Here is a 23,951-nt window from a genome sequence, read left to right on the forward strand (position 1 = left end):
CATCAGTACTACGAAGGGACCGCCGCGATGGCCACCGTCGCCAGCACCATCCACCCCACCGCCGACGCCAAGCTGCTCCGCTTCGCCCTGAAGCAGGATGCGATGGGCTCGGGCGCCAACGGAGTCGTCTACCTCGTCGTCGCGGCGATCTTCGGTGAGCTGTTCGGCCTCCCCGCCGCCCTCCTCTACCCGATCGGTGTCTTCCTGGTCGCCTGGGCGGCGGCCCTGTTCCTCCTCGCCTCGCGACCGACGGTGAACAGGGCTGCGGTGGGGGTGGTGATGGCAGTCAACATCGCCTGGGTGGTCGCGAGCGTCGAACTGCTCATCGCCGGTTGGTTCCCGTTGACCGGCCTCGGCACCGCACTGGTCATCGCACAGGCGGCCGCGGTCGCCGGCTTCACCGGCCTGCAGTTCGCCGGTCTCCGCAAGGCCGGCTGAACCCGTTGCGATCGATTCCTGGCGGGTTGTGGTCGAGCGCCGGCCACAACCCGCCTGGGAGTTCACCTCCACCCTCGACGCCGTTCGGGTCGCCGCCGGCGCGACCAGCACGGGCAGCACAGGTGGACGTGACGTAGCGAACAACCTTGCGCCGACCGATCCCCCCGGCCCGCGAAGGCTGGCTACGTTGGAGGCAGCAGGCTGACGTTCCGCGACTCAGCTCAGCCCTCGCGTATCTCGAGGGCCTTCGTGCACAACCAAACGGGAGGGCGCATGCGGTCGCGCACCGATCTCATCGAGGACCTGATGGGGCGCTTCCCCCAGGTGCCGAAAGAGGCGGTCATCAAGGAGGACCTGCTGCGTGGCGGCCTGGCCTTTGACGACTCGGCGTTGACCGACAACGAGAGTGGTGCCGTCAAGCCCAAGTCGTACTTCATCTTCTCCTTCGACCACCGGACCTTGCCGGAACTGGGCAGCGCCGCACTGCGCCGGCCGCCGGAGGAGATCGTGCTCACCGGCGGCCCGTACGGGCTGCGCCGCACGGTCGTCTCGGTCCGCACCAACCCCGACTCGCCGTACCGGGTCAAGGACGACGGCGACGGCAGCCTGCGGCTGTTCCTGGACGGCCGGCCGATCGCCGACGTCGGGCTGCCCCCGATGCCGGACTACTACCGGCACACGCTCGCCAACGGAAAGTCGGTGATGGAGGTCGCGCCGACGATCCAGTGGGGCTACCTCATCTACCTGACCGTGTTCCGGGTCTGCCAGTACTTCGGCGCCAAGGAGGAGTGCCAGTACTGCGACATCAACCACAACTGGCGTCAGCACAAGCAGGCCGGCCGCCCGTACACCGGGGTCAAGCCCGTCGACGAGGTGCTGGAGGCGCTGGAGATCATTGACCGGCACGACACCACCGGCGCGTCGCGGGCCTACACCCTGACCGGCGGCAGCATCACGTCCAAGGTCGACGGGCTGGCCGAGGCCGACTTCTACGGCCGGTACGCCCAGGCGATCGAGGAGCGGTTCCCGGGCCGGTGGATCGGCAAGGTGGTCGCCCAGGCGTTGCCCCGGGCCGACGTGCAGCGGTTCCACGACTACGGCATCCGGATCTACCACCCCAACTACGAGGTGTGGGACAAGCGGCTGTTCGAGCTCTACTGCCCCGGCAAGGAGCGGTATGTGGGTCGGGAGGAGTGGCACCGACGCATCCTCGACTCCGCCGAGGTCTTCGGGCCGCGCAACGTCATCCCGAACTTCGTCGCGGGCGTCGAGATGGCCGCACCGTACGGCTTCACCAGCGTGGACGAGGCGATCGACTCCACCGCCGAGGGCCTGCAGTATTTCATGTCCCGGGGCATCACCCCGCGGTTCACCACCTGGTGCCCCGAGCCGACCACCCCGCTGGGCAGAACCAACCCACAGGGCGCGCCGCTCGAGTACCACATCCGGCTACTGGAGGCCTACCGCGCGACCATGGAGGCCAACGGCCTGTCCAGCCCGCCCGGGTACGGCCCGGCCGGCCCCGGCCGAGCGGTCTTCTCGGTCAGCTCGTTCATGGACAGCCTGCCCGCCGACCTGACACCGGAGCCGGTAAGCCAAGCCCACCAGGAATGATCAGGGCCTACCACGACGGCAACGAGCTGGTGTGTCGCCGGTGGGGCACTTCACGCCGCGTGGGCACCCTTTCTTATTTACGTCGCTGAAGCCGAACGATATTAGCGGCGATTAAGAATTTGATTAGCGGAACCTTATCGCACACATAATTCCGGCACTCAATGTACCCGCCCGACAGCGCAGAGAATTGTCCTCACCGACTCGTTGATTTCCGTGGGCCGCCCTCACTAATGTTGGTCAGCGTTCCGGATGTCGGTCTCCACCTGGAGTGCCCCGGGACGGCCACCGCCGAGTCGCTGGACGTCACTGACGTCGCAAGGCGAGCCGGGGAACCACCGCAGTTTCGGGGTGAATCCGCATCAGCGGTAGGGCGCCTTCCACGCCCGAATCCGTCAGCTAACCCGGTAGGCGGTCGAGGTCGGCACGCGCCGTGGCGTGCGTGGGCCTCGAGTGGAGGGAGCCGAACCTGTTGCCACCCGTGCGTACGCGGCCTACCGGAGCACGTCTGCTCACCAGCATCCTCGCCGCCATGGCGGCGGTGATGGTGGTCGTCGGGCCAGCGGCTCATGCCGCCCACGCGGCACCGTCGGCCGCCGACGTCCAGCGGCAGATCGACGCGGCGTGGGAAAAGCTCGAACCCGTCATCGAGCAGTACAACAAGGTCCGGTCGGACCTGGCCGCGAACCAGCGGAGATCGGCCGAACTGAACCGGCGGATAGAGCCACTTGGCAAGACGGTGGAGGCCAGTAGGACCCGCGTCCAGGAGATCGTGACGGGGTATTACAAGCAGGAAAGGTCGCTCTCCACATTCAACGCCCTGCTGTCCCGTGGCTCCGCGCCGACCGCGTTGGGCGATCAGCTCGCGCTCGTGAATCAGGTGACGAATTCTGAGCAGCGACAGATCAACCGGCTGTCGGCCCAGCAGGCGAGTTACGATGCCGACAAGGAGAAGGTCGACGCGCTGATCGCGGTACAGCAGCGCCAGCAGGCCCAGTTGGCGGCCCGCAAGAAGGCCATCGACGCCGAGATCAAGCGCCTGGATGCGCTACACCGGCAGATCGCCGCCACGGAGAAGGCCGCAGCGGCGAAGGCGGCCGCGGACGCCGCGGCGGCCAGAGCCGCAACTGCCGCGCAGTCGGCCGCCACGGCCACCAGCACCTCACCCATCACGTCGAGCAGTTCGCTGTTCATCGGTGGGAAGTGTCCCGCCGTCCCCATCACGGGCAGCGGCGGCGTCGCGGCGAAGACGGCGTGCAAGCAGATCGGCAAGCCGTACGTGTGGGCGGCCGACGGTCCGGACTCGTTCGACTGCTCCGGCCTGACCCAGTACGCGTGGGCTTCCGCCGGGGTGCAGCTGACCCATTACACCGGTGCTCAATGGACCGAAGGCGTGGCGGTGAGCAAGGCCAACCTTCGCACGGGTGACCTTGTCTTCTTCTACGCCGATCACCATCACATGGGCATCTACGTCGGCAACGGGCTGATCGTCCACGCCCCGCACACCGGGGACGTGGTCCGGATGGCCCAGATGGCGAACATGCCCTACAGCGGTGCTCGCCGCCCCGGCTGACCGCCCGGTTCAGCTGGCGCTCATCACGCGATCCCATTCAGTTCGGTCAAGGCGTCGTCGGGAAGGGTCAGTGCGGCAGCGGAGACGTTCTCGCGCAGGTGTGCGACGGATGAGGTGCCGGGGATGAGCAGCATGTTCGGGGAGCGCTGCAGCAGCCACGCCAGCGCGACCGCCATCGGAGTGGCCTCCAGGCGGGCGGCGACGGCGTTGAGCTCCTCGGACTGCAGCGGGGAGAAGCCGCCGAGCGGGAAGTAGGGCACGTAGGCGATGCCCTGCGCGGCGAGGGAGTCGATGAGGTCGTCGTCGTTCCGGTTGGCGATGTTGTAGAGGTTCTGCACGCACACGACCGGCGCGATGGACTGCGCCTCGGCGACCTGCTCGACATTGACGGTGCTGAGCCCGAGATGCTTGATCAGTCCCTGCTGCTGCAGCTGAGCGAGGACCGTGAACGGCTCTTCGATCGAGCCGGGGGTGGGCCGATCGAACCCGCCGACGCGCAGGTTGACCACGTCAAGCACGTCGAGGCCGAGGCGGCGGAGGTTGTCGTGCACGGCCTGGCGTAGCTGCTCCGGGGCGAGCGCCTGCGGCCAGTTGCCCTCGGCGTCGCGCAACGCCCCGACCTTGGTCACGATGTGCAGGTCGTCCGGATAGGGGTGCAGGGCCTCCCGGATGATCTCGTTGGTGACGTACGGGCCGTAGTAGTCGGACGTGTCGATGTGGTTGATCCCCAGGTCGACGGCCTCGCGCAGCACGGCCACCGCGGCGGCGCGGTCTGCCGGTGGGCCGAAGACGTGCGGGCCGGCCAGCTGCATCGCGCCGTACCCCATCCGGGTGACCGTCAGATCCCCCAAGCTGAACGTCCCACCGGGAAGTCCGGTCGATGTCATGGGGATTCCTCTCCTTGTTGTGGCAAATCCGCAGGCTTCCCGCCGACACAACCACCAAACCGGCGTCAGACGGTGCGGACTCCGCACTCCGCCATCGGAGAGGGTGAGACGCGATCCGGAGTCAGGAGGCGGTGTGTGCGGCCAGGTGGCTGAGCATCGTCTGGTTGGCCTCCCAGCCGTCCGGGAACTTCACCGGAACGTCCAGGTGCACCCGCTCGGTCGACGGGTGCGCGTCGAGCAGGTCGGCGATCCCGGCCCGCGCCACCACCACGCACGCGTGCCGGTGTCGGGACGCCAGCACGCAGAGCCGCCCCGACTCCAGGTGGAACGCGGTCGCGTCCCGCCGGCCGGAGAGCGGGTGCAGCACGATCGTCACGTCGTACTCCCGGCCCTGGAGCCGGTTGGCGGTGTCGACGGTGATGCCCGCGCCGGCCGCGCCCAGGTGCGACCGGATGGCCGCCACCTGGTCGCGGTGCGCGGCCCCGATGGCGATCCGGTCCGCGGTCACCGGCGCGCCGCCGGGCGCCTGCTCGTCGAACCCGACCGGCTTCCGCTCCAGGACCCGCAGGGCGAGGGCGGCGCAGGCCGCCGCGGCCTCCCCATCGGTACGCAGGGTGTGCCGGGCTGGCAGCTCGTACAGCGCCCAGCCCGCGACGGCCGCCACCTCGACGGTCGCGTCGAAGCGGTCGCCAGCGCCCGGCTCGGTGAACGTCAACGCCCGCTCGGCCGGCCCGGTGCCGGCGCGGAACCCGGTGAACGGGTAGAACGCGGCGGCCACCACCGGCGCAGCCGTGGCGGGCAGCCGCCACGACACCGGCAGCCGGTGCACCGGCAGCTCCGGGTTGTGCCGCAGCAGGGTGGCCACCGCCGACTGCATCGGATCCCAGGTCAACCCGGTCCACCGCGCGGTCTCCACGGTCGAGAACGGGTCGAGCTGCCCCGGGTCGCCCACGAACAGCGCCCGCTCGAACCGCCCCGCCACGCGCAGCAGCGCGTCCGACCGCATCTGGTACGCCTCATCCACGATCGCCCACGGCCAGCAGCCCTCGGTGACCGTGGCCCATTTGGCGGCCGTACCGATGACGACCGCCGGACCGCCGAGGTCGGCGACCTTGGCCGCGACTCGGACGTTGTCGTGGCCCTCGACCCGCTCGGACGGCTTGTAGTCCGTCGCGGAGAGCCGGCCGATACGCAGCTCCGTTGCCTTCCGGGCGAGGCGGTCGATGAGGTCGTCGACCTGCTCGTTGGTCTGCGCCACGATGATCAGCGGCTCGCCGGCGGCGGCCAGCTCGACGGCGGCGCGGACCACGAGGGTGGACTTGCCGGCGCCCGGCGGGGAGTCGACCACCACGCCCCGATGGTGGCCGGAGCGCAGGTCGGCCAGCACGGCGGTGATGACGCGTTCCGCCTGGACGGCGGGCGGCAGCTCCAGCCCAGCCAGCACGTGCGTCACCCCTTTCCGGAACCTGTCGGCAGGACGTTACCCCGCTCGTGCCGGAGAGGTTCGGGCTGTCTGTCCGTCCCCGCCGGGCAACGGCCAGCGGTCGTGGAACAGCGCCATCTCCACCTCGTCGGGCTCGATGCCCCGGCGGTCCGCCTGCTCCACCGCCCAGCCCAGGTAGGCGAGCCACTCCTCCGACACCCACCCGGACTGGCGACGCACGCCGGCATCGGCGGGTAGCCGGCGCGCCACGACGCTGTCGAGGATGAGCGGTTGCCGACCGCCGACGCCGCGCCGGTAGCCGGCGAAGTAGAGCAGCTTGGTGAAGAACGCCGGGCCGAGCCGGGGTAGGCGCGACTCCTTCGGGTCACGCAGACGCTGGTAGGCGATCCGCAGCGCGTCCTCGTCCGGCGCGGGCGCGCGCAGATCCTCGAGCGCGTACGCCAGGCGCTTGCCGTCCGGATCGCCCTCAAGTGACCGCGCGGTGCGCCACGGACCGTAGCCAATCGGGCCGTAACCCCACACCAGCACCGCGCTCAGCAGCTGCCGGGGGCTCGCCTCTCCAACGCGCCAGGCTTCGGCGACGGCGAAGACGTCCCGCCGCCACACCTGCCCGGTCACCGGGAACCCGTCCGGCCAGGCATCGGGTGGAAGCGCCGCGCGCCACCGGTCGACGTGGATGGTGATCGGCCCAGATTCTCCTGGCATCGGCTGGGTCACGGCATCCTCCTCGTTCCTGGCCGGCCGCGTGCCCTCGGCGAGGCCGCGGACCGCATGCCCGGAAGCTATCCGCGCGGCCGGCCCACCCGCTGTACCGGACCCGGCATGTGGCGGTATCCCCCCTGGGGATGGTCAGTTTGCGCCAGCGCCCGCAGGACTAGGGTCCGGTGCGTGAGTGTGCACGCCCGCGTCGTTGCCGACGACTTTCCGGCCACCCTGCGCTTCTACACCGGCCTGCTCGGCGAGCCGGAGACGGTTGTCCCGGACTTCGAGTACGCCAGCTTCGACCAGGACGGCGAGACCGTCCTCGCGGTCCTCGGCCGCCGCGCGGCGGAGGCGGTGCTGCCGGTGGGCCGGGGTGACGGCGGGGTGCTGGTGGTGGTCCCCGTGCCCGACGTGGATGCCACCGTCGCCGCCCTACCGGCCGAGCTGGTGGTGGCCGCGGCCGCGGACCGGCCTGGGTGGGGTGTGCGCTCGGCCTACCTGTGCGACCCGGAGGGCAATCTGGTCGAGGTGCAGACCTGGACGGCCCGCTGAGGGCGCGGCCGGCACCGCCGCACCCCCATGGCTGCACGCTTCCGTGGCGGCATCAGTGCCGACCTGCCGGAGGGGACAATCAGCCGGTTCGGCCGTCAGCGCACAGCTTGATCGGTCGGCGGCTGGGCCGTCAGTCGAGGTTCCACATCCTCCGGCAGCTCAGCACCACAGAGCGCGCAGATGTAGTCGTCGTCGCGGACGAGGTTGCGCTCGCCGCAGTCGAGGCAGCGCCGGAAGACGACGGCCACGGTGAAGCCTTCCGGGCGGCCGATACCCGCCCGGTCGAGGGCGCCCGCCACCGCCACCCATGAGGTGGGATCGGGGCAGTAGCCGGTGGACTGGTTGCTCACCTCGGTCACGACCCAACCGTCGCGCTCGCCGGCGAAGGCGATCTCCCCGGCGCCGAGGACCTCCTCACCGCCGGCGCAGGCGACGTGCTCGCTGCGTCTCTGCGCGAGCCGCAACGTACCGGAAGTGTCGATGACGTACGTGAACGGCTCGTCACGGTCGCGCGGGTCTGCGGCCGCCAGGTAGGTGTCGAGCTCGGCCGGCGATCGGACGGGCCAGCCCTCGGGAGCGTCAGCGACCGACGCCCGCACGTCCGCCGGGCCGACATAGCGGTACCGACGCCCCGCCCCTACCACGGCACCGACCCTACCCCCGCGCGACGGCCGCAGTGGACAAACCGCACCGTTCCGGCGGCCTGGCCCCGTTCCGCGTCAACTTTTCGGTGTTGGGGCGTCGAGGTTCAGCGGGTGAACGCGGCGAGGAAGTCGTCGACGAGTCGGGTCTGCGTCGCGGCCGGCAGCCGGTCGGGGTCGAACAGCGCCTGAACCACCAGGCCGTGAGTGAACGCCAGCACGGTCGTCGCGAGCCGGCCCGAGTCACCGTCGGGAAGCTCGCCCAGCCGTTGAGCCTCCTCAATGGAGGCGCTCAGCCCTGCCCGGACGCGTTCGTAGCGAAGGGTCTGGGCGGCGAACAGGTCGGGGTCGGACAGGGCGACGTCCCAGGATCCGACCCAGATCCGGTTCATCGCCACCGCGTCGGGGGTCAGCGGGAGGATGTTGAGCATCTGCGTGCGCAACGCCGCCAGTCCGGGTGCGGGAGCGGCCTGCCGGGGGCGCTGCGCGGTGCGTACCTCGAGGATGTCGAGGGCGTGGGCGATCAGCTCGCGCTTGCCCGCGAAGTAGTGGGTGACCAGTCCGGTCGAGGAGCCCAGGGCCGCCGCGACGGCGCGCATGGTGAGTCCGCCGAAGCCGTGCTCGGCCAGGACCTGCCAGACCGCTTCCGAGACGTCCTGGCGGCGGGAGTCATGGTCGGTGCGTGCGGGGGTCATGGCCTGTTAGCGTACATGCCAAACGTTTGTTATGTACGGAGGTTGTGATGTTCGCGTTGCCCCTCACCGACTCGGCCGTGCTGCGCCCGCTGGAGCCCTGGCACGCCGAGGAGTTCCTCTTCCACCTGGACCGGGCGCGCGAGCACATCCTGCCGTGGGTCTCGCCCGCGTTCGTCGCCCGCGACCTCGACGGGGCTCGCGCGGTACTGCGGCGTTACGCGGACAAGCGGGCTCAGGACAGCGGTGGCATCTGGGGCATCTGGTGGGACGGCCGCCTGGTCGGCGGCGTCATGTTCGTCTCCTTCGACAGCGCGCTGGGCGTCTGCGAAGCGGGCTGTTGGCTGGAGCCCGACGCACAGGGCCACGGCCTGATCACCCGCGCCACGGAGCGGATCATCGACTGGGCCGTCGAGGAACGCGGCATCGCCCGCGTCGAGTGGCGCACCAAATCGCGCAACGCGCGCAGCATCGCGGTCGCCCAGCGGCTGGGAATGAGCCGCGACGGAACGCTGCGCCAGGTCTACCCGGACGGCGAAGGCGGACGGCTCGATCTCGAGATCTGGGCCGTGCTGGCCGACGAGTGGCGGGCCCGCCGCGCCGGCCAACCCGGCCCTGCGACCAGGGGCAGCATGTCCGCGGAGGTGAAGGCCGAACTCGACGGCCTGATGGCCACCTTCCTGGGCGCCTTCGCCAACCCGGGCGGCACCAAGCCGAACATCGAGGCGATCGAAGAGGTGTTCATCCCCGAAGGGATGATCATCAGTACCGTCGGCGCGACCCCGGTTATCTACGACCTGCGCCAGTTCGTCGAACCTCGCGAGAAGATCCTCACCGACGGGACGCTGACCGAGTTCCGGGAATGGGAGACCTCGGAGACCACCGAGATCTACGGCTCGATCGCCCACCGGTTCAGCGAGTACCGCAAGTCGGGCTACCTCAACGGCGAGTGGTTCGAGGGCCGGGGCGTGAAGACGACCCAGTTCGTCAAGACCCCGTCGGGCTGGAGATTGAGCTCGCTGGCCTGGGACGACGAGCCGACCCTCGGGCAGGCCACGGCAGGTGCCTGAACGGGACCGAACACGGCCACGACGGTCCCCGCTTCTGGCGGAAGCGCCGGCGTCGTGACACCCGGGGCCCGGGCAGGTCCTGTTGGTCCTGCCCGGGCCCCTCTGTCACCGCTGCCCGCGGGTGTTCAGCACCATGGCTGTGGTGATCAGCCCAGCGCCGACGAGCCCGGCCGCGCTCAGGCGATCGCCGAGGAACAGGGTGGCCAGGAGTGTGGCGACGAGTGGTTCCAGCAGCGCGATCAGCGCCGCCGTACTGGCCGGGGTGGTGCGCAGGCCGCGGAAGTACAGGGCGTACGCCATCGCGGTGGGCACGGCGCCCAGGAGGAGCAGCAGCCCCACGGACGTCAGGGTCGGAACGAAGCTCATGCCGGACGTCAACGTGGCCGCGGCGGCGAGCACGGCCCCGCCGATGGCGAAGCTCACGCCGGTCGCGGTGAGATCGTCGAGACCGGCGACGGGCCGGGAGCCGATCAGTGTCATCGCGGCGAAGCCGGCGGCCGACAGCAACGCGAGTCCGCCCCCGGTGAGCGCCCCGGTGGTGGTGATGCCGCCGGCCGGCGTGCCGACGAGCAGGGCCAGACCGGCCACGGCCAGCACCACCGCGGCGAGCATCGACGCGCTGGCCCGCCGCCCGGCGACCCGTTCAGCGGACAGGACCAAGACCGGCGAGGCGCCGATGGTGAGCAGGGTGGCGAGGCTGACGTTGGTCAGTGACACCGCGGCGAAGAAGCAGGCCTGGAAAACCGCGGCGAGCAGTGCGTTCACGGCCATCCGAGTCCAGGCTTCCCGGCCGCGGGGCAGCGGTTTTCGCGCCAGGCAGAGCCAGCTGATGACGAGCATGCCGGCGACGGCGAGCCGGTAGGACGCCACCGCCAGCGGTGACAGCCCCGTCTCGTGGGCGAGGAGGCTGCCGGTGGGGCCACCGGTGCCCCACAGCACGCCGGCGGAGACAAGCGACCACAGGCCGGTGGCGGAGCGTCGGGCGGCAGCCACCGGTTGTTCGGAGACAAGCATGAGGAAATCGCTCCTGCGACGAAAGGAATTGGGGTCGCGGAAGCGGGGCGTGCCGGACTCAGCGCTGGGTGAACCGCGCGTCCAGCCGACACCGGCCGGACACGATGAGCAGAGGCGCCCCGCTCAGGAGCGCGGCGGGGAGATGATGTCGAAGGTCCGGCCCATGACCCGATCCTATGCACCGCCGCGAACCCGTTTTCGCCGGGCACCGAGCCGACGCATCTCGTGGGTCGGGGCCACCAGGGACGACGACGGCTGTGCGGGACGACACACCGCACGGTCATCACACACCCGACCGGTACTCCGTCCACAGGGGCGAGACCTACAGGAAGGGACCGAAGCCATGAGAGTCCTGCTCGCCGGCGCCTCGGGCGCGATCGGTACGCCCCTCACCCGCCAACTCATCGCCGCCGGCCACCAGGTGGTCGGCATCAGCCGCAGCCGGTCCAACGCCGAGCGGCTGCGCAACGCCGGCGCCGAGGCCGTGGTCGCCGACGTGCTGGACCGCGAGAACCTGCTCGCCGCCGTACGGGACGTACGGGCCGACGCGGTCGTCCACGAGTTGACGGCGCTGGGCACCACGAAGATGGGCGAGGCGCTTCAGGGCACGAACGCCCTGCGTACCACCGGAACGGGCAACCTGCTCGCGGCGGCCCGGGCGGTCGGCGCCCACCGCTTCCTCACCCAGTCGATCGTGCTCGGCTACGGCTACCACGACCACGGCCCGCGCGAGATCACCGAGGACGACCCGTTCGCCGAGCCGGTAGGCGGCAAGCTCGGCGAGGCGGTGGCGGCGATTCGCTCCACCGAGGAGCAGGTGTTCTCGGCCGACGAGATGGAGGGCGTCGCGCTGCGCTACGGGTTCTTCTACGGGCAGGACCGCATGACCAGCATGATCGTCAACCTGGTGCGCAAGCGCCGGCTGCCGGTGCCCTCCGGGGGCGGCTTCGCCAACTTCATCTACCTGGAGGACGCCGCCGCGGCGACCGTGGCCGCGCTGGAGAAGGGGCGGTCCGGGCAGGCGTACAACATCGTCGACGACGAGCCGGTGCGCTGGGGTGACTACCTGGACACCCTCGCTGCCGAGTTCGGGGCGCGCCGGCCGTGGCGGATCCCGCTCTGGATGCTGCGACCCATCCCGTACGCCCACGCGATGATGAGCAGCTCGATGCGCGTCTCCAACGCCAAGGCCAAGCGCGAGCTGGGCTGGGCTCCGGCGGTGCCGACCTACCGTGAGGGCATCCCGCTGATCGCGAGAGCGAGCCGCTGAACGCCCGCCGCGAGGGGTCGTCAGTGCATGTGGACCGCCAACTCGTCAGTGACCTGACAGCTCCTGTCAGAAGTGGCTGGACGGCGCGATAATACTGAGTATCATACCCGGTATACTCACGCTGGGTGGTGGACCATGAGCATTCGACATGCGTTGCTCGCACTGCTGACCGAGGGATCGAAGTACGGCCTGCAACTCCGGCAGGAGTTCGAGGCCCGCACGGGTGAGGTCTGGCCGCTCAACGTCGGCCAGGTCTACACGACGCTGCAACGCCTCGAGCGCGAAGGGCTCGTGGAGTCGGACGAGCGCGACGGCGCGCAGCGACGGTTCCGGATCACCGCCGGCGGCGAGAAGGAACTGAACACGTGGTTGCGGACCCCACCCGACGCCACGGCGCCACCACGCGACGAACTCGTCATCAAGGTGCAGGTGGCGGTACGCATGCCCGGCGTCGACGTACGGGAGATCCTCCAGGTGCACCGCCGGCGCCTGGTCGAGGAGATGCAGCGGTACACCCACCTCAAGGTCGAGGCGGACCCCGAGGACATCGCGCTCGGCCTCGTCGTCGACGCGGAGCTGTTCCGGCTCGAGTCGGTCGTCCGCTGGCTCGACGCGGCCGACGCCCGGCTACGCCGCCTACCGGCCACACCCACCACCGGCGCGGCGGCGAGCGACCGGGCCAAGCCAGCCGATCCCGCAATCGACGGACCGGCGGAATCCGCGCCGGCACGCGAGGAGGCCCGCCGATGAGCGCCGTGCTGAGCATGCGCCAGGTGTCCAAGGTGTACGGCACGGGCCACGCCGCCGTACCCGCGTTGCGGCAGGTGAACCTCACCGTCGACGCCGGTGAGCTGGTGGCGATCATGGGGCCGAGCGGCTCCGGGAAGAGCACCCTACTGACGATCGCCGGAAGCCTCGAGGAGCCGACCGACGGTGCGGTGCTGGTCTGTGGTGACGACGTGTCGACCATGTCCGCCGACGCGCGGGCGAGGCTGCGCCGCCGGTCCATCGGCTTCGTCTTCCAGGACCTGAATCTGCTCGCCGGGCTCTCCGCCGTCGAGAACGTGGCGCTGCCGCTGGAACTCGACGGCGTCGGCGCGCGGGCCGCCCGCGCCGCCGGCCTGTGCGTACTCGAGGAGCTGGGGCTGGCCGAGCGGGCCGCCCACTTCCCCGACGACCTGTCCGGCGGCGAACGCCAGCGGGTCGCGATCGCCCGCGCGGTGGTCGGCGACCGTCGCCTGCTGCTCGCCGACGAGCCCACCGGCGCGCTGGACTCGACCAACGGCGAGGCGGTCATGCGGATGCTGCGCGCGGCCTGCAAGCGCGGGATCGCCGGGGTGATGGTGACCCACGACGCGCAACTCGCGTCCTGGGCCGACCGCGTGGTGTTCCTCCGGGACGGCCGGGTCGTCGACCAGACCGCGCCGGCGGTCGGCCCGGACACCCTGCTCGCCGGGGACGTGGCCCCGTGACGGCGACCACGGCCACCCCGCCGGCCACCGACCGGCCGGCGCCCCGCCGCGCCCCGGGCGGCGGCCTGCCGGCCCGCCGGGCCGTGATCCGGTGGGCGGTACGGCTGTTCCGCCGCGAGTGGCGCCAACAGGTGCTCACCCTCGCGCTGCTCACGGTCGCCGTCATCGGTGCCACGTTCGCCGTCTCGGCGACCTACAACATGGCCTCCTCCAGCGACGCCACGTTCGGCCGTGCCGACCACCTCCTGCAGCTCGACGGCGGCGACCCGGCCGCCCTGGACTCCCGGCTCGCCGCCGCACGGCGGTGGTTCGGCACGATCGAGGCGATCGGTCACCGCTACGTGGAGGTGCCGGGCCTGTTCGACCCGATCGACGTCCGGGCTCAGGACCCCGCGGGTGCGTACGGCGCACCGATGCTGGCGGTGCGGCAGGGGCGGTACCCGGCCGGCACCGGCGAGGTCGCGCTCACCGACGCGGTGGCGCGCACCCTGCGGACCGGGCTCGGCAAGCGAATCAACCTCGACGGCCATAACCGGCTGGTCGTCGGGATGGTGGAGAACCCCAGGGATCTGACCGACGAGTTCGCCCTGGTGGACGCGGCGCACGCCGACCCACCGAAGACCGTCACCGTCCTCGTCACCGGGGGCCGGGCTGACCTGGAGGCGTTCCGCGCGACCCTCGACGGTCCCCTCGTGCGCGAGTCGCGGCCCGGCACGAGCCGTACCGTGATCGCCGCCTCCACCCTGGCGCTGGCCACCGTCGGCCTGCTGCTGGTGTCGCTCGTCGCCGCGGCCGGGTTCATCGTGGTGGCGCAGCGCCGGCTGCGGCAACTCGGCATGCTCGCCGCGATGGGCGCCACCCGACGGCACCTGCGGCTGGTGATGCTGGCCAACGGCACCGTCGTCGGCGCGGTCGCGGCGGTGCTCGGCACCGCCGTCGGGGTCGCCGCCTGGCTGCTCGTCGCCGAGCGGGTGGAGACCGCCGCCGGGCACCGCATCGACCGGTTCGACCTGCCCTGGGCGACGATCGGCGCGGGGATGGTGCTGGCCGTGGCGACCGCCACCGCCGCCGCGTGGTGGCCGGCGCGGGCCATCGCGCGTACCCCGATCATGAGCGCGTTGTCGGCGCGGCCGCCACGGCCCCGACCGGCCCGGCGCACCGCGGTGGTCGCCGTGGTCCTGCTCGCCGCCGGTGTCACCTGCCTGCTGCTGTCCGGCGGGACCAAACCGGTGCTGATCTCCGCCGGCACCATCGCCACGGCCGTCGGTGTGCTCTTCGTCGGGCCGACAGCGATCCGGTTGCTGGCCGCGGCGCGCGGCGGGATGCCGGTGGCCGTCCGGCTGGCGTTGACCGACCTGGTCCGCTACCAGGCCCGGGCCGGCGCTGCGCTCGCCGCGATCGGTCTGGCGCTGGGGATCTCGGTGGCGGTGGTCGCCGGCTCCGCCGCCGCCGAATACCAGGCCAAGCAGGCTGCGGGTCTGGGCAATCTGGCCGAGGGCCAGCTCCTGGTCCGCATCGGCCGGCCCAGCCCGGTGATCCCGGTACGCACCCCGGAGCAGCTGGCCAGCCTGCAGGCCCAGGTCGACACGATGGCCGGCAACCTCGGCACGCCCACGGTGACCCCGCTCGACATGGCGGTGGTCGCCTCCTACACCGATCCGGGCGAGCCCGGAGGCCAGCCCGGCCATCCCGCCGTCGAGATCGGCACGCCGGTTGCCGACGGCCAGCAGATGACGACGTATCCCCTCTACGTCGCCACCCCGGAACTGCTCCGGCTCTACCGGCTGGACAGTGCGGCGGTGGCGGCCGACACCGAGGTGCTCACCGTCCGCACCGGCGCACTCGAGCTGGTGAACATCCCCGAACGGCGCGTGTACCCGAAGACCCAGGCGCTCCCGGGCGCCCGTTACTCCTCGATGCCGAACTCGATGGTCACCGCGAGCATGATGTCCCGCCACGGCTGGCAGCCGGCGCGGGTCGGCTGGCTCGTCGAGGCGGACCACCCGCTCACCGAGCAGGAGCTGACCACGGCACAGAACCTTGCCGCCAGCGCCGGCTTCACCATCGAGTCCCGCCACGAGCGGGCCTCGCTCGGGTCGCTGCGGACCGGGGCGGTCGCCGCCGGGGCGCTACTCGCCCTCGGCATCCTGGCCATGACCGTCGGCCTCATCCGCGGCGAAGCGGCCGGCGACCTACGCACCCTGACCGCGACCGGCGCTCCCAGGCGGGTACGGCGCACGCTGACGGCCACGACCGCCGGGGCGCTCGCGCTGCTCGGTGCCCTCCTCGGCATCGTCGGCGCGTATGTCGGGTTGGCCAGCGTGCTGCACCGAGACCTCGACGCGCTCACTGACGTGCCGATCGCGCACCTGGCGGCGACGATTCTCGGGCTGCCGGTGCTCGCCGCGGTCGCAGGCTGGGTGCTCGCCGGCCGCGAACCACGATGGCTGGGCCGCCGCAGGCTCGACTAGCTGCCCGGATCCGGGTGCTGGCCCCGTCAAGCGATGATGTTCAGCTCGGTCAGCGCGTCGTCGGAAAGGGTCAGCGCGGCGGCGGCGACGTTCTCACGCAGGTGCGCGACGGATGAGGTGCCGGGGATGAGCGGGATGTTCGGGGACCGGTGCAGCAGCCACGCCAGCGCGACCGCCAGCGGGGTGGCCTCCAGGCGGGCCGCGACGGCGTTCAGTTCCTCGGACTGCAGCTGAGTGAAGCCGCCGAGCGGGAAGTAGGGCACGTAGGCGATGCCCTGCGCCGCGAGGGAGTCGACGAGCGGGTCGTCGTCGCGGTTGGCGATGTTGTAGAAGTTCTGCACGCACACCACCGGCGCGATGGACTGCGCCTCGGCGACCTGCTCGGCATTGACGGTGCTGAGCCCGAGGTGCCGGATCAGCCCCTGCTGTTGCAGCTCAGCGAGGACCGTGAACGGCTCCTCGATCGAGCCGGGGGCGGGCCGGTCGAACCCGCCGACGCGCAGGTTGACCACGTCGATCACGTCGAGGCCGAGGCGGCGCAGGTTGTCGTGTACGGCTTGGCGGAGCTGATCCGGGGCGAGGGCCGGCGGCCAGTTGCCCTCGGCGTCGCGCAGCGCCCCGACCTTCGTGACGATGTGCAGGTCGTCGGGGTACGGGTGCAGGGCCTCCCGGATGATCTCGTTGGTGACATACGGGCCGTAGTAGTCGGACGTGTCGATGTGGTTGATGCCCAGGTCGACGACCTCGCGCAGCACGGCGATGGCCGCGTCGCGGTCGGCCGGTGGGCCGAAGACGTGCGGGCCGGCAAGCTGCATCGCGCCGTACCCCATCCGGGTGGCCGTCAGATCCCCCATGCGGAACGTGCCGCCGGGCAGGCTGGTCAGTGCCACGGGAATTCCTCTCTCTTTGTGCAAATCCGCAAGCTTCCCGCCGACGGAGCCGGCAAACCCTCGCGCCGGCCGGGGAAACGTCCCGTCGCGCGCGGACCGTTGGCAGCCGCCGCCCGGCAAGATCATGCTCCGGGTGCCGGGGGACAAGATTCCCGCCATGTGCTGCCTCCGGTTGCGGACCGACGCAGCTCACTGGAGCAGGCGGCGCTGTGGACTCGCCGTCACCGGCACGAAGGGTCGTCGAAGTCGGCCTCGTCGGCCCGGGTCATGTCGAACGAAGCCGTCGGTGAACCGGATCCGGCGGCGACCGTGCCATCAGCGGCGAGCGTGGTGAACGACGTCCGGATCCGGAGCAGGTCGCCGCCCCAGTCGCCGTCGAGTTCGTTCAGGCGCTGGCCCGGCCCGTCGTCCTCGGAGCGGGTGTGCAGCGAGAAGCGGGTGCCGCGGTAGTTGAGCGGGTCCCCCCAGATCTCGTAGGTCTCGGCCCGCCCCGCCTGGCAGACCTTGATGCCACCCCGGAGATCGGGGCAGTCGCCGCAGCGGTCGGTCGCGCTGGGCTCGTCGTCGGTCAGGTGCAGCACGACCCGCCGGTCATCGCCGGGGCCGTACGCCACCACGCCCTGCCAGTAGCCCGTCAGCGCCGGCCTGCCCGGCAGCGCCAGGGCCCACGGGTTCGCCACAAAATGAAGCCCGTAGACCAGGCCGAGGCCGACGACGATCAGTCCGGCGAACATGACGAAGAAGCGCACCTTGTTGGGCTTGCGCCCCGGTCGGACGGCCATCCGAATCTCCTTCGAGTCGGCCCACACCGTACGTGCCATGATCGTTCGCCCGCCGCCCCATCACCGGGTCTGTGGATCTAAAGAGCCTGGTACGTAAGGGATTTCAGGTGTGGTGGTGGCGGGCGAGGCCGCGGTCCTGGTTCGCCGTGGCCACGATGGGCACTGAAGGGAGTGACGATTTCCGTGGCAACCAGAAGGGAGCCTGTGGTGGCGAGATTCGTGACGATCGGATACGGGGACCAGGAAGGCTACGACAGTACCGACGCCGCGGTACTCGACGAGGCGCACGCCCATGACATGGGTCTTCGCGAGGCCGGGACCGTGATGGGTATTGCCGACTCCCCCGTACAGGTGCGAAACATCAACGGCGCCGGAATCACCGTGCAGAGCGGCTCGTTCCTGTCCTCCGCCCTGCCGGTGGCCGGATTCGCGATCATCGAGGCCGAGACGCTGGAGGAAGCCACCCAGATCGCGTCGAGGACGCCATGCGCAGTCGCGCAGGGAGTCGTCGAGGTGTGGCCGTTGCGGGAGGTACCGTAAGGCCGAGGTGGTGGTGGCCGCGGCCGCCGGTCGACGGGGTGCAGTGTGCACTCGGCCTGCCTGTGGGACCGCGAGGGGCAACCTGGTCCAGGTGCACACCTGGACCGCCGCCGAGGGTCGGGCGCGTCGGCGCAGGTTGTCGGCGCGTTTGAGGGTTCGGCTGGGTGTGGCATTGGGGGCTCGGTTGGGGGTGTCGGCGACTCGAGGCCCCAAACGCGCCGCGCCGGTCTGCTCTGTCAGGTGGCCGAGCTGCGGTAACCCGACCTGACAGGAACCCGTCGGCAAGATCAGCCTATCCCGACTCCCTAGTGTTTCTTAGGAATCCAGGGGTTCTTACGCCGCATGGGACACGTCCCGCACGCGGCGGTCGCCTGCAAGACGGGCGGACTTGCTGGCCGAGGGCATGGCCTGTCTTGACTAGCGCACCCTCCGCCTCGGCGGCATCACCCGGGGCCCTCGCTCCGCTGCTTCGTCAGCGCGGCTACGACACCTGCCGGTTGAAGCGGGCTGAGGGCCAGGACCAGGGTTCCTTGCACCTTCGGGCTTGTCGGCCTCCTGCCATCGGACCTCGCGCTGGCCCATCCGGCCGGAGGATCTCGATCATTTGCAGGATACGAAGGCCTTCATCGCGGTGTAACGTCCGCGTCCACGCCGACACCAAGATCCACCGTCGAGGAGAATGCGGGTGAGGATCAGCCCATACCTGTGGCCGAAGGATGGCGAGGAGAATGACGTACTCGTAGGCATTGTGCCCAAGCGAGTCACTCTTCTCCTTGAGGGCCGGAACGGATGGCACTCAACGTGGATCCGCAGCTACCAGGGTGACGCCGCAATGTTCTCAGACCAAGCGTCTGCTCGGGACGCGGCCGAGCGGCGGCGGAAGCAGGGATCGGTCTTCTACGTCTTCGATACACCGGCGCTCCTCCTGTTCGGCGTCCGCACCAACTGCATCGTGACTGACTTTCACCAGGACGACCCGTTTCATCGCTTCGCAGGATTTCAGCAGCCCACATATGATCCGTGGCTCGGATGGCGAGGCATTCTCCCCGGCGTGAGTTTGCAGACCGCTGCAGCGTCAATCGGCCCCGAGCGATCTATGTGGGAGAACAGGAGCCTCAGCCAACACTCATTCATTCGCGGAAGCGTTGACGACGGAAGGGAGATCGCTGACATGGAAGATGAGTTAGTGAGCGTGTCCTCCTTTTCTCAGGGCAGTGCCTATCGACTTGGTTGGCACAAACGCGAGCAGCGTTACTCCACGACGGGCGCGAACAGGGTCGCCGACGCCTGGTTTGAGCACCTGTACGCGATTCCAAAGGTCCGCAGGCTGATGAGGAATGTCTGGGAGGCATCCGACCACGGCGTCTGCGGCCCGCTGAAGAAGTCCGTAGATGCATCTCGGGAGCTGCTGGCCACAACCCTCCTGAACCATGCATCGAGCACGTGGAGACAGGGCTAAGCAAGTAGAGGGCAGAAGGGACAGATCAGTGGATTTGAGCTTGGCGTCCGACGGCGAGATCGTTCGCGCGATCAACAGCGGCTCTATAGATGCGGAGGACCTGGCGAGCAGCAACGGGTGGCGGAGGATCTGCCAGGCCAGAGGCAGAAACTTCAGGGCGGTGGATGAAGAGGCATGGCAGGAACTCTGCTCTTATCGCGGATACGTCCTGTCTCGGCGTAATCCTCGGGGGTTCTAGTCTCACCGGCGTTGCGGTCGAACAGGCCTCGAAGGGGCACCTAAGGAGCGCTTCTCGATCAGCCGGCTCCTGTCGTCAGCACGGACGCTGGTCGGTCGACGGCTGGGCCGTCAGCCGGGGTTCCACATCCTCCGGCAGCTCGGCACCGCAGAGCGCGCAGATGTAGTCGCCGTCGCGGACGAGGTTGCGCTCGCCGAAGTCGAGGCAGCGTCGGAAGACGACGGCCACGGTGAAGTCTTCCGGACGGTCGATACCCGCCCGGTCGAGGGCGCCCGCCACCGCCACCCATGAGGTGGGATCGGGGCAGTAGCCGGTGGAGTGGTTGCTCACCTCGGTGACGATCCAGCCGCCACGCTCGCCCGCGAAGGCGATCTCCCCCGCGCCGAGGACCTCCCCACCGCCGGCGCAGGCGACGTGCTCGCTGTGTCTCGGCGCGAGCCGCAAGCTCCCGGCGGGGTCGATGACGTACGTGAACGGCTCCTCACGGTCGCGTAGATCGGCGGCCGCCAGGTAGGCGCCGAGCTCGGCCGGCGATCGGATCGGCCAGCCCTCGGGGGCGTCCGCGACCGAGGCCCGCACGTCTGCCGGGCCGACGTAGCGGTATCGATGCCCCGCCCCTACCACGGCACCGACCATACGCTCGCACCGCGGCCGCTGGGACGATCGCAGCCGAGCTGGGCGCGGCGGCCGGCTTGCCGGCCGGCCGCCGCGCCCTCGCTGGTGAAGCGGGTCCTCCCGCCCTACCGCTCCCCCACCCGGTACGTGACCAGGTTCGGGTCGGCGCGCAGCTGCTTCTCGGTGAACTTGATGGTGTCCCAGCCCTTGCCCGAGTACAGCCCGGTCTGGTCGGCGTACCAGGGCGAGTTCGGGTTGGCCGACTGCGAGTAGGTCAGGATCTGCCGGCCCGACGGCCCGTTGCGGCCCAGCTCGACGGCCATCACGAACGACGAGCCGTGCAGCACCTTCGAGTAGCCGACGCCGGGCTGCAGCACCCCGATGATCATGTTGAAGACGCCGGCTTCCGCGCGTCCGCCGTGGATCGGGATGCGCTCGGCGCCGCGCGGCTCGGTTTGGATGTCGCTGAGGCGCGCGTCGAGCGGGATGCCGGCCAGCTTGCGGACGGCGTTGGCGAGGGCGGTGCGTACCCTCAAGTCGTCGACGGCGAGCCGGCTCGGCGTGGTGAGCGGGGCCGCCGGGTCGAACGCGTCCGCGAAGCGCAGGCCGCCGGCCAGGGCGAACTCGGTGAACAGGTGAGCGCCCCGGCTGTCGAGGTTGACCTTCAGGTCCCAGCCGCGCAGGGCGGCGCAGGCGTCGGTCAGGTCGACGGTGGTGCCGTCGGAGGCGGTGGCGGTCGGCTGCGCCTCGCAGATCCGGACCAGGTCGTCGCGGACCAACTCACCCCCGTACGCCCGGTTGCCGAACGTGACGTCCCACAGCTTGCCGGTGGTGAGGCCCTTGCCGGAGAGCCCGTCGGTGCCGGCGATCCGCTGCTGCACCTGGTGCACGCCGAGCCGGGTACGGAGGCTCCGCGGCGTCCGCTCGTCGCCGATGATGCGCGGATACCCCTCCATCGGGTGGGCCGGGTTGGCCAGCCAGTGGCTGTCGTTGGAGTTGGTCACGTAGTCGCTGCGGACCAGCGCAGGCAGGTTGCCCGGGCCGAGGATGCCTGGCACCGCGGCATCCGGGTCCCGGCCCAGCTCACAGGCGGAGCGGGAGCCGTCGAGGACGGCCTGGCCGCTGCCGGCGTACAGGGCTTGGAAGGGGGCCGGGATGCAGGCGGCCGCGAGAGAGCCGGTGACCCGGGGCACGACGGAGTGGTCGGCGTAGAGGGCGTGTCCGTCGCGGTCGGCGGCGATGACGTTGACCCAGGGTAGGAACTGCCGCCGGTCGAGCACCTTCCGCAGCTCACCCACCGACTTCGCCTGGCCCATGGCGAGCCAGCCGTCGAGCGCGCGGTTGTTGGCGGCGTTGACGTCGGTGATCGCGTACGCGGCCTGCGCCGTCCAGTCGAAGGTTCCCGGCACCACGACGACCGGGCCGTAGTGGGTGTCGTAGAAGGTACGGGTGACCGGGCCGCCCGGCGTCTGGACGGTGACGGTGCGGGAGGTCATCTTCCGGGGCTTGCCGTCGTAGAGGTAGCTGGTCGGGTCGCCGGGCACCAGGGTGAGCCGGTGCCAGACGAAGCGGCGGGCGGTGGAGACGGTGTGCGACCAGGCGATCCGGCCGTTGTGGCCGATCTCGACGAGCGGGTCGCCGACCAGGGCCGCGCCCTCGACGTCGTACCGGCCGGGCACCTTGAGGTGCATCCGGTAGAAGCGCTCGCCGCCGTCCCAGGGGAAGTGCGGGTTCGCGAGCAGCATGCCGGCGCCACTGGCGGTGGCGTCGCGGCCCAGGCCGTACGCGTTGCTGCCCACTCCGGCCGGCGCGCCGTCACGGGCGGTGACGACGGCTTCGGCCTGCGGGGCGCTCGCGGTTCCGCCGGCACCGGGCGGCGCGGCGGCGACGATGCCGTCGGCGAGCGCGCCGGAGCTGGCCCGGATCATCCGCGTCCAGTTCGCCCGCCACATGTCCAGCTCGGTGATCGGGCGTACCCAGTCCTTCCCTTTGCAGGCCGGGTCGGTGATCTTGTTCTTGGCGTCGCGGAGGTAGGCGTTGTAGCCGGCGACGAAGCCGCGGATCTGGTCGCGTACCTCGTTGGAGGGTGCGTGGATGCCGTCGCGCGGGCCGGTCAGCCAGCGCTCGGCGGCGCGGGCGTCTATGGCCTTCTGCTGGAACAGGTCGCTGGTGACGTTGCTGGTGGTCGCGCCGAACCAGCGGGATCGCTCGGCGCGGACGGTGACCATCTGCTCGGCGATCAGGCAGATGTTGTCCTCGGCCTGGGCGTAGCCGACGCCGTAGCCGAGGCTGGCGAAGTTCGGTGCGGTGATGTGCGGTACGCCGTAGGACGCGCGCTGGATCAGGGCGGAGTAGCCGTTGCCGTGGGCGGCGGCGGTGCCGCCGTTGATGGTGAGGCCGGCGGCGACCAGTCCGATGGCGGTCGCTGCCGCCGCGAACGGGCGTGCCCTCATCGGGCGCTCTGGTGGTGGTGTGGACGGAGCATCGGACGTCCTCCCCGAGTAGTGACTGTCCAGGTCCGACCGACGCTAGTAGCGAAAGTTGCTCAAGTCACCTGTCGATCACCGCTGACGAGCAGGGCCGTCTCGGCCCACCGGCATGTTCCGTGCCTGGTGGTCAGCCCGGTACGGTCGCCTGCTGCTCCGGGGTCGGCTTGCCGGCGCCTGGGCAGTGCACCTCGGTGTCGAAGGCGAGGACGATGCCGGACTCGGCGCTGGCGCTGTCGCCCGGCCCGGTCGACGCGGCGACGCTACTCGCCGAGGCACTGACCGTTCTGCAGAGTGCCGAGCACGCGTCGTTGCCCGCCGCCCCGGCCGCCTGCCTCAAGGTGGCCCACCACGCAACCGCCGCCGGCTCGTACGGCGTACACGATGGTGTCCCGCGGTGCCGGATCCATCGACCCGGCTTGCCTTACGACGATGTCGGTGTAGCCGGCGGCGGTGATCGCTCGTCGGACCCGGTCGGTGGCCTGCTCCGGGCTGTCGGTGGGCGGAAACATCCGCCGGCGGGCCTGCTCCGCCAGGCATTCCTGGGTGACCGGCGCGGCGCAGTCGAACGTCATCCGGTCGATCGCCCGGCCGACAGCCTCGGCCGCCGCCTCCGCCTCAGCTCGCTGCTCGACGGTGAGCTTGCTGCGAATCCGTTCGTCATCCACCGCTCGCTGGCAGTAGGTGGGGTCGTACTGGCCGGCGGGGCCGAGCCATTCGCAGCGAATGACGGAGGCGGACGGATCGGGCTGAGCCGGGGTGCGGGAAAGATCCTGCGATGTTGGGTCCGCGATGGCGGTGGGCCCGGTGCCGGGCGTCGGAGGCGGCGACCCACAGGCGGTCAGCGTCAGGGCAGCGAGCACGAGCCCGGCCAACACTGCCCGGGAGAAACCAATGGTGGGAGCCTGCGCGTCCACTGCCGCAGCATACGGTTGCGGCGTCCGCTCCGGTGTCCCAGCGGGTGCCGGCCAACAGTGCACTCGCCAGCCGTTCAGGAGCTCAGTGCTGGAGCGTGGACGACGGGCTACTGGTGCGGTGTCGGACTGACGGCGCATCAATACTCTCCGCTCCCTCTTGCTTATCAATTGGCGATCGTCGATGATC

21 protein-coding genes, 1 pseudogene and 1 riboswitch are annotated in these 23,951 nt (G+C 70.6%); of the genes and pseudogenes, 11 read left to right on the top strand and 11 right to left on the bottom strand.

The window, feature by feature from the left end:
- Positions 1–27: 27 nt before the first annotated feature.
- The 3 genes from ABZV78_RS02325 to ABZV78_RS02335 all read left to right on the top strand — a co-directional run bounded on the left by ABZV78_RS02325 (position 28) and on the right by ABZV78_RS02335 (position 3,622).
- Positions 28–438: a hypothetical protein gene (locus tag ABZV78_RS02325; RefSeq protein ID WP_355634970.1), complete on the top strand. Its 411-nt coding sequence runs from the start codon at positions 28–30 to the stop codon at positions 436–438.
- Between the two features lie 273 nt (positions 439–711).
- Positions 712–2,052 carry a radical SAM protein gene (locus tag ABZV78_RS02330; protein WP_355634971.1) on the top strand — a complete coding sequence of 447 codons (1,341 nt, stop codon included), beginning with the start codon at positions 712–714 and terminating at the stop codon, positions 2,050–2,052.
- 276 nt (positions 2,053–2,328) lie between these two features.
- Positions 2,329–2,478: riboswitch (cyclic di-AMP (ydaO/yuaA leader) on the top strand.
- A 103-nt stretch (positions 2,479–2,581) separates the two neighbouring features.
- Positions 2,582–3,622 carry a C40 family peptidase gene (locus tag ABZV78_RS02335; RefSeq protein ID WP_355634972.1) on the top strand — a complete coding sequence of 347 codons (1,041 nt, stop codon included), beginning with the start codon at positions 2,582–2,584 and terminating at the stop codon, positions 3,620–3,622.
- A gap of 23 nt (positions 3,623–3,645) precedes the next feature.
- Here ABZV78_RS02335 and ABZV78_RS02340 read toward each other — a convergent pair whose 3' ends face one another.
- The 3 genes from ABZV78_RS02340 to ABZV78_RS02350 form a co-directional block, all read right to left on the bottom strand.
- Complete coding sequence (locus ABZV78_RS02340; RefSeq protein ID WP_355634973.1) at positions 3,646–4,509, bottom strand: aldo/keto reductase family oxidoreductase; 864 nt, start codon at positions 4,507–4,509, stop codon at positions 3,646–3,648.
- A 121-nt stretch (positions 4,510–4,630) separates the two neighbouring features.
- On the bottom strand, positions 4,631–5,953 hold the full coding sequence (locus ABZV78_RS02345; RefSeq protein WP_355634974.1) for an AAA family ATPase: 1,323 nt from the start codon (positions 5,951–5,953) through the stop codon (positions 4,631–4,633).
- A 36-nt stretch (positions 5,954–5,989) separates the two neighbouring features.
- A complete protein-coding gene (locus tag ABZV78_RS02350; RefSeq protein WP_355634975.1) occupies positions 5,990–6,670 on the bottom strand; it encodes a hypothetical protein in 681 nt (226 codons plus the stop codon).
- A gap of 171 nt (positions 6,671–6,841) precedes the next feature.
- On the opposite strand from ABZV78_RS02350, the gene ABZV78_RS02355 reads away from it, so the two are divergent.
- Positions 6,842–7,207: a VOC family protein gene (locus ABZV78_RS02355; protein ID WP_355634976.1), complete on the top strand. Its 366-nt coding sequence runs from the start codon at positions 6,842–6,844 to the stop codon at positions 7,205–7,207.
- 95 nt (positions 7,208–7,302) lie between these two features.
- Here the strand turns inward: ABZV78_RS02355 and ABZV78_RS02360 are convergent, their stop codons facing one another.
- Together ABZV78_RS02360 and ABZV78_RS02365 are read right to left on the bottom strand one after the other, a co-directional pair.
- A complete protein-coding gene (locus tag ABZV78_RS02360; protein WP_355634977.1) occupies positions 7,303–7,851 on the bottom strand; it encodes a hypothetical protein in 549 nt (182 codons plus the stop codon).
- Between the two features lie 104 nt (positions 7,852–7,955).
- On the bottom strand, positions 7,956–8,543 hold the full coding sequence (locus ABZV78_RS02365) for a TetR/AcrR family transcriptional regulator (RefSeq protein ID WP_355634978.1): 588 nt from the start codon (positions 8,541–8,543) through the stop codon (positions 7,956–7,958).
- A gap of 47 nt (positions 8,544–8,590) precedes the next feature.
- Between ABZV78_RS02365 and ABZV78_RS02370 the strand changes: the two are divergent.
- A pseudogene (locus ABZV78_RS02370) lies at positions 8,591–9,139 on the top strand (GNAT family protein); the annotation flags it as partial.
- Between the two features lie 576 nt (positions 9,140–9,715).
- Here the strand turns inward: ABZV78_RS02370 and ABZV78_RS02375 are convergent.
- Complete coding sequence (locus tag ABZV78_RS02375) at positions 9,716–10,624, bottom strand: DMT family transporter (protein ID WP_355634979.1); 909 nt, start codon at positions 10,622–10,624, stop codon at positions 9,716–9,718.
- A 343-nt stretch (positions 10,625–10,967) separates the two neighbouring features.
- Between ABZV78_RS02375 and ABZV78_RS02380 the strand changes: the two genes are divergently transcribed.
- The 4 genes from ABZV78_RS02380 to ABZV78_RS02395 all read left to right on the top strand — a co-directional run bounded on the left by ABZV78_RS02380 (position 10,968) and on the right by ABZV78_RS02395 (position 15,837).
- Positions 10,968–11,894 carry an NAD(P)-dependent oxidoreductase gene (locus ABZV78_RS02380; protein ID WP_355634980.1) on the top strand — a complete coding sequence of 309 codons (927 nt, stop codon included), beginning with the start codon at positions 10,968–10,970 and terminating at the stop codon, positions 11,892–11,894.
- Positions 11,895–12,029: 135 nt separating this feature from the next.
- Positions 12,030–12,644 carry a PadR family transcriptional regulator gene (locus ABZV78_RS02385; protein ID WP_355634981.1) on the top strand — a complete coding sequence of 205 codons (615 nt, stop codon included), beginning with the start codon at positions 12,030–12,032 and terminating at the stop codon, positions 12,642–12,644.
- Positions 12,641–13,366: an ABC transporter ATP-binding protein gene (locus tag ABZV78_RS02390; protein ID WP_355634982.1), complete on the top strand. Its 726-nt coding sequence runs from the start codon at positions 12,641–12,643 to the stop codon at positions 13,364–13,366. The genes ABZV78_RS02385 and ABZV78_RS02390 overlap by 4 nt, the downstream gene beginning before the upstream one ends.
- Positions 13,363–15,837 (top strand): FtsX-like permease family protein, encoded by a 2,475-nt coding sequence (locus tag ABZV78_RS02395; RefSeq protein WP_355634983.1) that lies wholly within the window; start codon positions 13,363–13,365, stop codon positions 15,835–15,837. Before ABZV78_RS02390 ends, ABZV78_RS02395 begins: the two co-directional genes overlap by 4 nt.
- 26 nt (positions 15,838–15,863) lie before the next feature.
- Here the strand turns inward: ABZV78_RS02395 and ABZV78_RS02400 are convergent, their stop codons facing one another.
- Complete coding sequence (locus tag ABZV78_RS02400; protein ID WP_355634984.1) at positions 15,864–16,727, bottom strand: aldo/keto reductase family oxidoreductase; 864 nt, start codon at positions 16,725–16,727, stop codon at positions 15,864–15,866.
- Between the two features lie 221 nt (positions 16,728–16,948).
- Positions 16,949–17,509, bottom strand: a complete 561-nt coding sequence (locus tag ABZV78_RS02405) for a hypothetical protein (RefSeq protein WP_355634985.1) — start codon at positions 17,507–17,509, stop codon at positions 16,949–16,951.
- A gap of 207 nt (positions 17,510–17,716) precedes the next feature.
- Between ABZV78_RS02405 and ABZV78_RS02410 the strand changes: the two genes are divergently transcribed.
- On the top strand, positions 17,717–18,049 hold the full coding sequence (locus tag ABZV78_RS02410; RefSeq protein ID WP_355634986.1) for a YciI family protein: 333 nt from the start codon (positions 17,717–17,719) through the stop codon (positions 18,047–18,049).
- A gap of 685 nt (positions 18,050–18,734) precedes the next feature.
- Entirely contained in the window at positions 18,735–19,508 is a 774-nt protein-coding gene (locus tag ABZV78_RS02415; protein WP_355634987.1) for a hypothetical protein, read from the top strand.
- A gap of 313 nt (positions 19,509–19,821) precedes the next feature.
- Here the strand turns inward: ABZV78_RS02415 and ABZV78_RS02420 are convergent, their stop codons facing one another.
- The 3 genes from ABZV78_RS02420 to ABZV78_RS02430 form a co-directional block, all read right to left on the bottom strand.
- The gene (locus ABZV78_RS02420) at positions 19,822–20,370 is read right to left on the bottom strand and encodes a hypothetical protein (RefSeq protein WP_355634988.1); all 549 of its coding nucleotides are present in this window, start codon (positions 20,368–20,370) and stop codon (positions 19,822–19,824) included.
- 116 nt (positions 20,371–20,486) lie between these two features.
- Positions 20,487–22,814 (bottom strand): acylase, encoded by a 2,328-nt coding sequence (locus ABZV78_RS02425; protein WP_355634989.1) that lies wholly within the window; start codon positions 22,812–22,814, stop codon positions 20,487–20,489.
- A 296-nt stretch (positions 22,815–23,110) separates the two neighbouring features.
- Positions 23,111–23,764, bottom strand: coding sequence for a hypothetical protein (locus tag ABZV78_RS02430; protein WP_355634990.1), 654 nt, complete (start codon positions 23,762–23,764; stop codon positions 23,111–23,113).
- Positions 23,765–23,951: the final 187 nt, after the last annotated feature.

The organism is Micromonospora sp. NPDC004540 (assembly GCF_040610095.1).
In the GTDB taxonomy this organism is placed as follows: domain Bacteria; phylum Actinomycetota; class Actinomycetes; order Mycobacteriales; family Micromonosporaceae; genus Micromonospora.

Coding starts and splice junctions, on each gene's coding strand:
- ABZV78_RS02380 (WP_355634980.1), top strand. CDS start 10,968: ATGAGAGTCCTGCTCGCCGGCGCCTCGGGCGCGATCGGTACGCCCCTC.
- ABZV78_RS02405 (WP_355634985.1), bottom strand. CDS start 17,509: ATGGCCGTCCGACCGGGGCGCAAGCCCAACAAGGTGCGCTTCTTCGTC.
- ABZV78_RS02425 (WP_355634989.1), bottom strand. CDS start 22,814: ATGAGGGCACGCCCGTTCGCGGCGGCAGCGACCGCCATCGGACTGGTC.
- ABZV78_RS02335 (WP_355634972.1), top strand. CDS start 2,582: ATGGCGGCGGTGATGGTGGTCGTCGGGCCAGCGGCTCATGCCGCCCAC.
- ABZV78_RS02340 (WP_355634973.1), bottom strand. CDS start 4,509: ATGACATCGACCGGACTTCCCGGTGGGACGTTCAGCTTGGGGGATCTG.
- ABZV78_RS02385 (WP_355634981.1), top strand. CDS start 12,030: ATGAGCATTCGACATGCGTTGCTCGCACTGCTGACCGAGGGATCGAAG.
- ABZV78_RS02325 (WP_355634970.1), top strand. CDS start 28: ATGGCCACCGTCGCCAGCACCATCCACCCCACCGCCGACGCCAAGCTG.
- ABZV78_RS02330 (WP_355634971.1), top strand. CDS start 712: ATGCGGTCGCGCACCGATCTCATCGAGGACCTGATGGGGCGCTTCCCC.
- ABZV78_RS02375 (WP_355634979.1), bottom strand. CDS start 10,624: ATGCTTGTCTCCGAACAACCGGTGGCTGCCGCCCGACGCTCCGCCACC.
- ABZV78_RS02390 (WP_355634982.1), top strand. CDS start 12,641: ATGAGCGCCGTGCTGAGCATGCGCCAGGTGTCCAAGGTGTACGGCACG.
- ABZV78_RS02365 (WP_355634978.1), bottom strand. CDS start 8,543: ATGACCCCCGCACGCACCGACCATGACTCCCGCCGCCAGGACGTCTCG.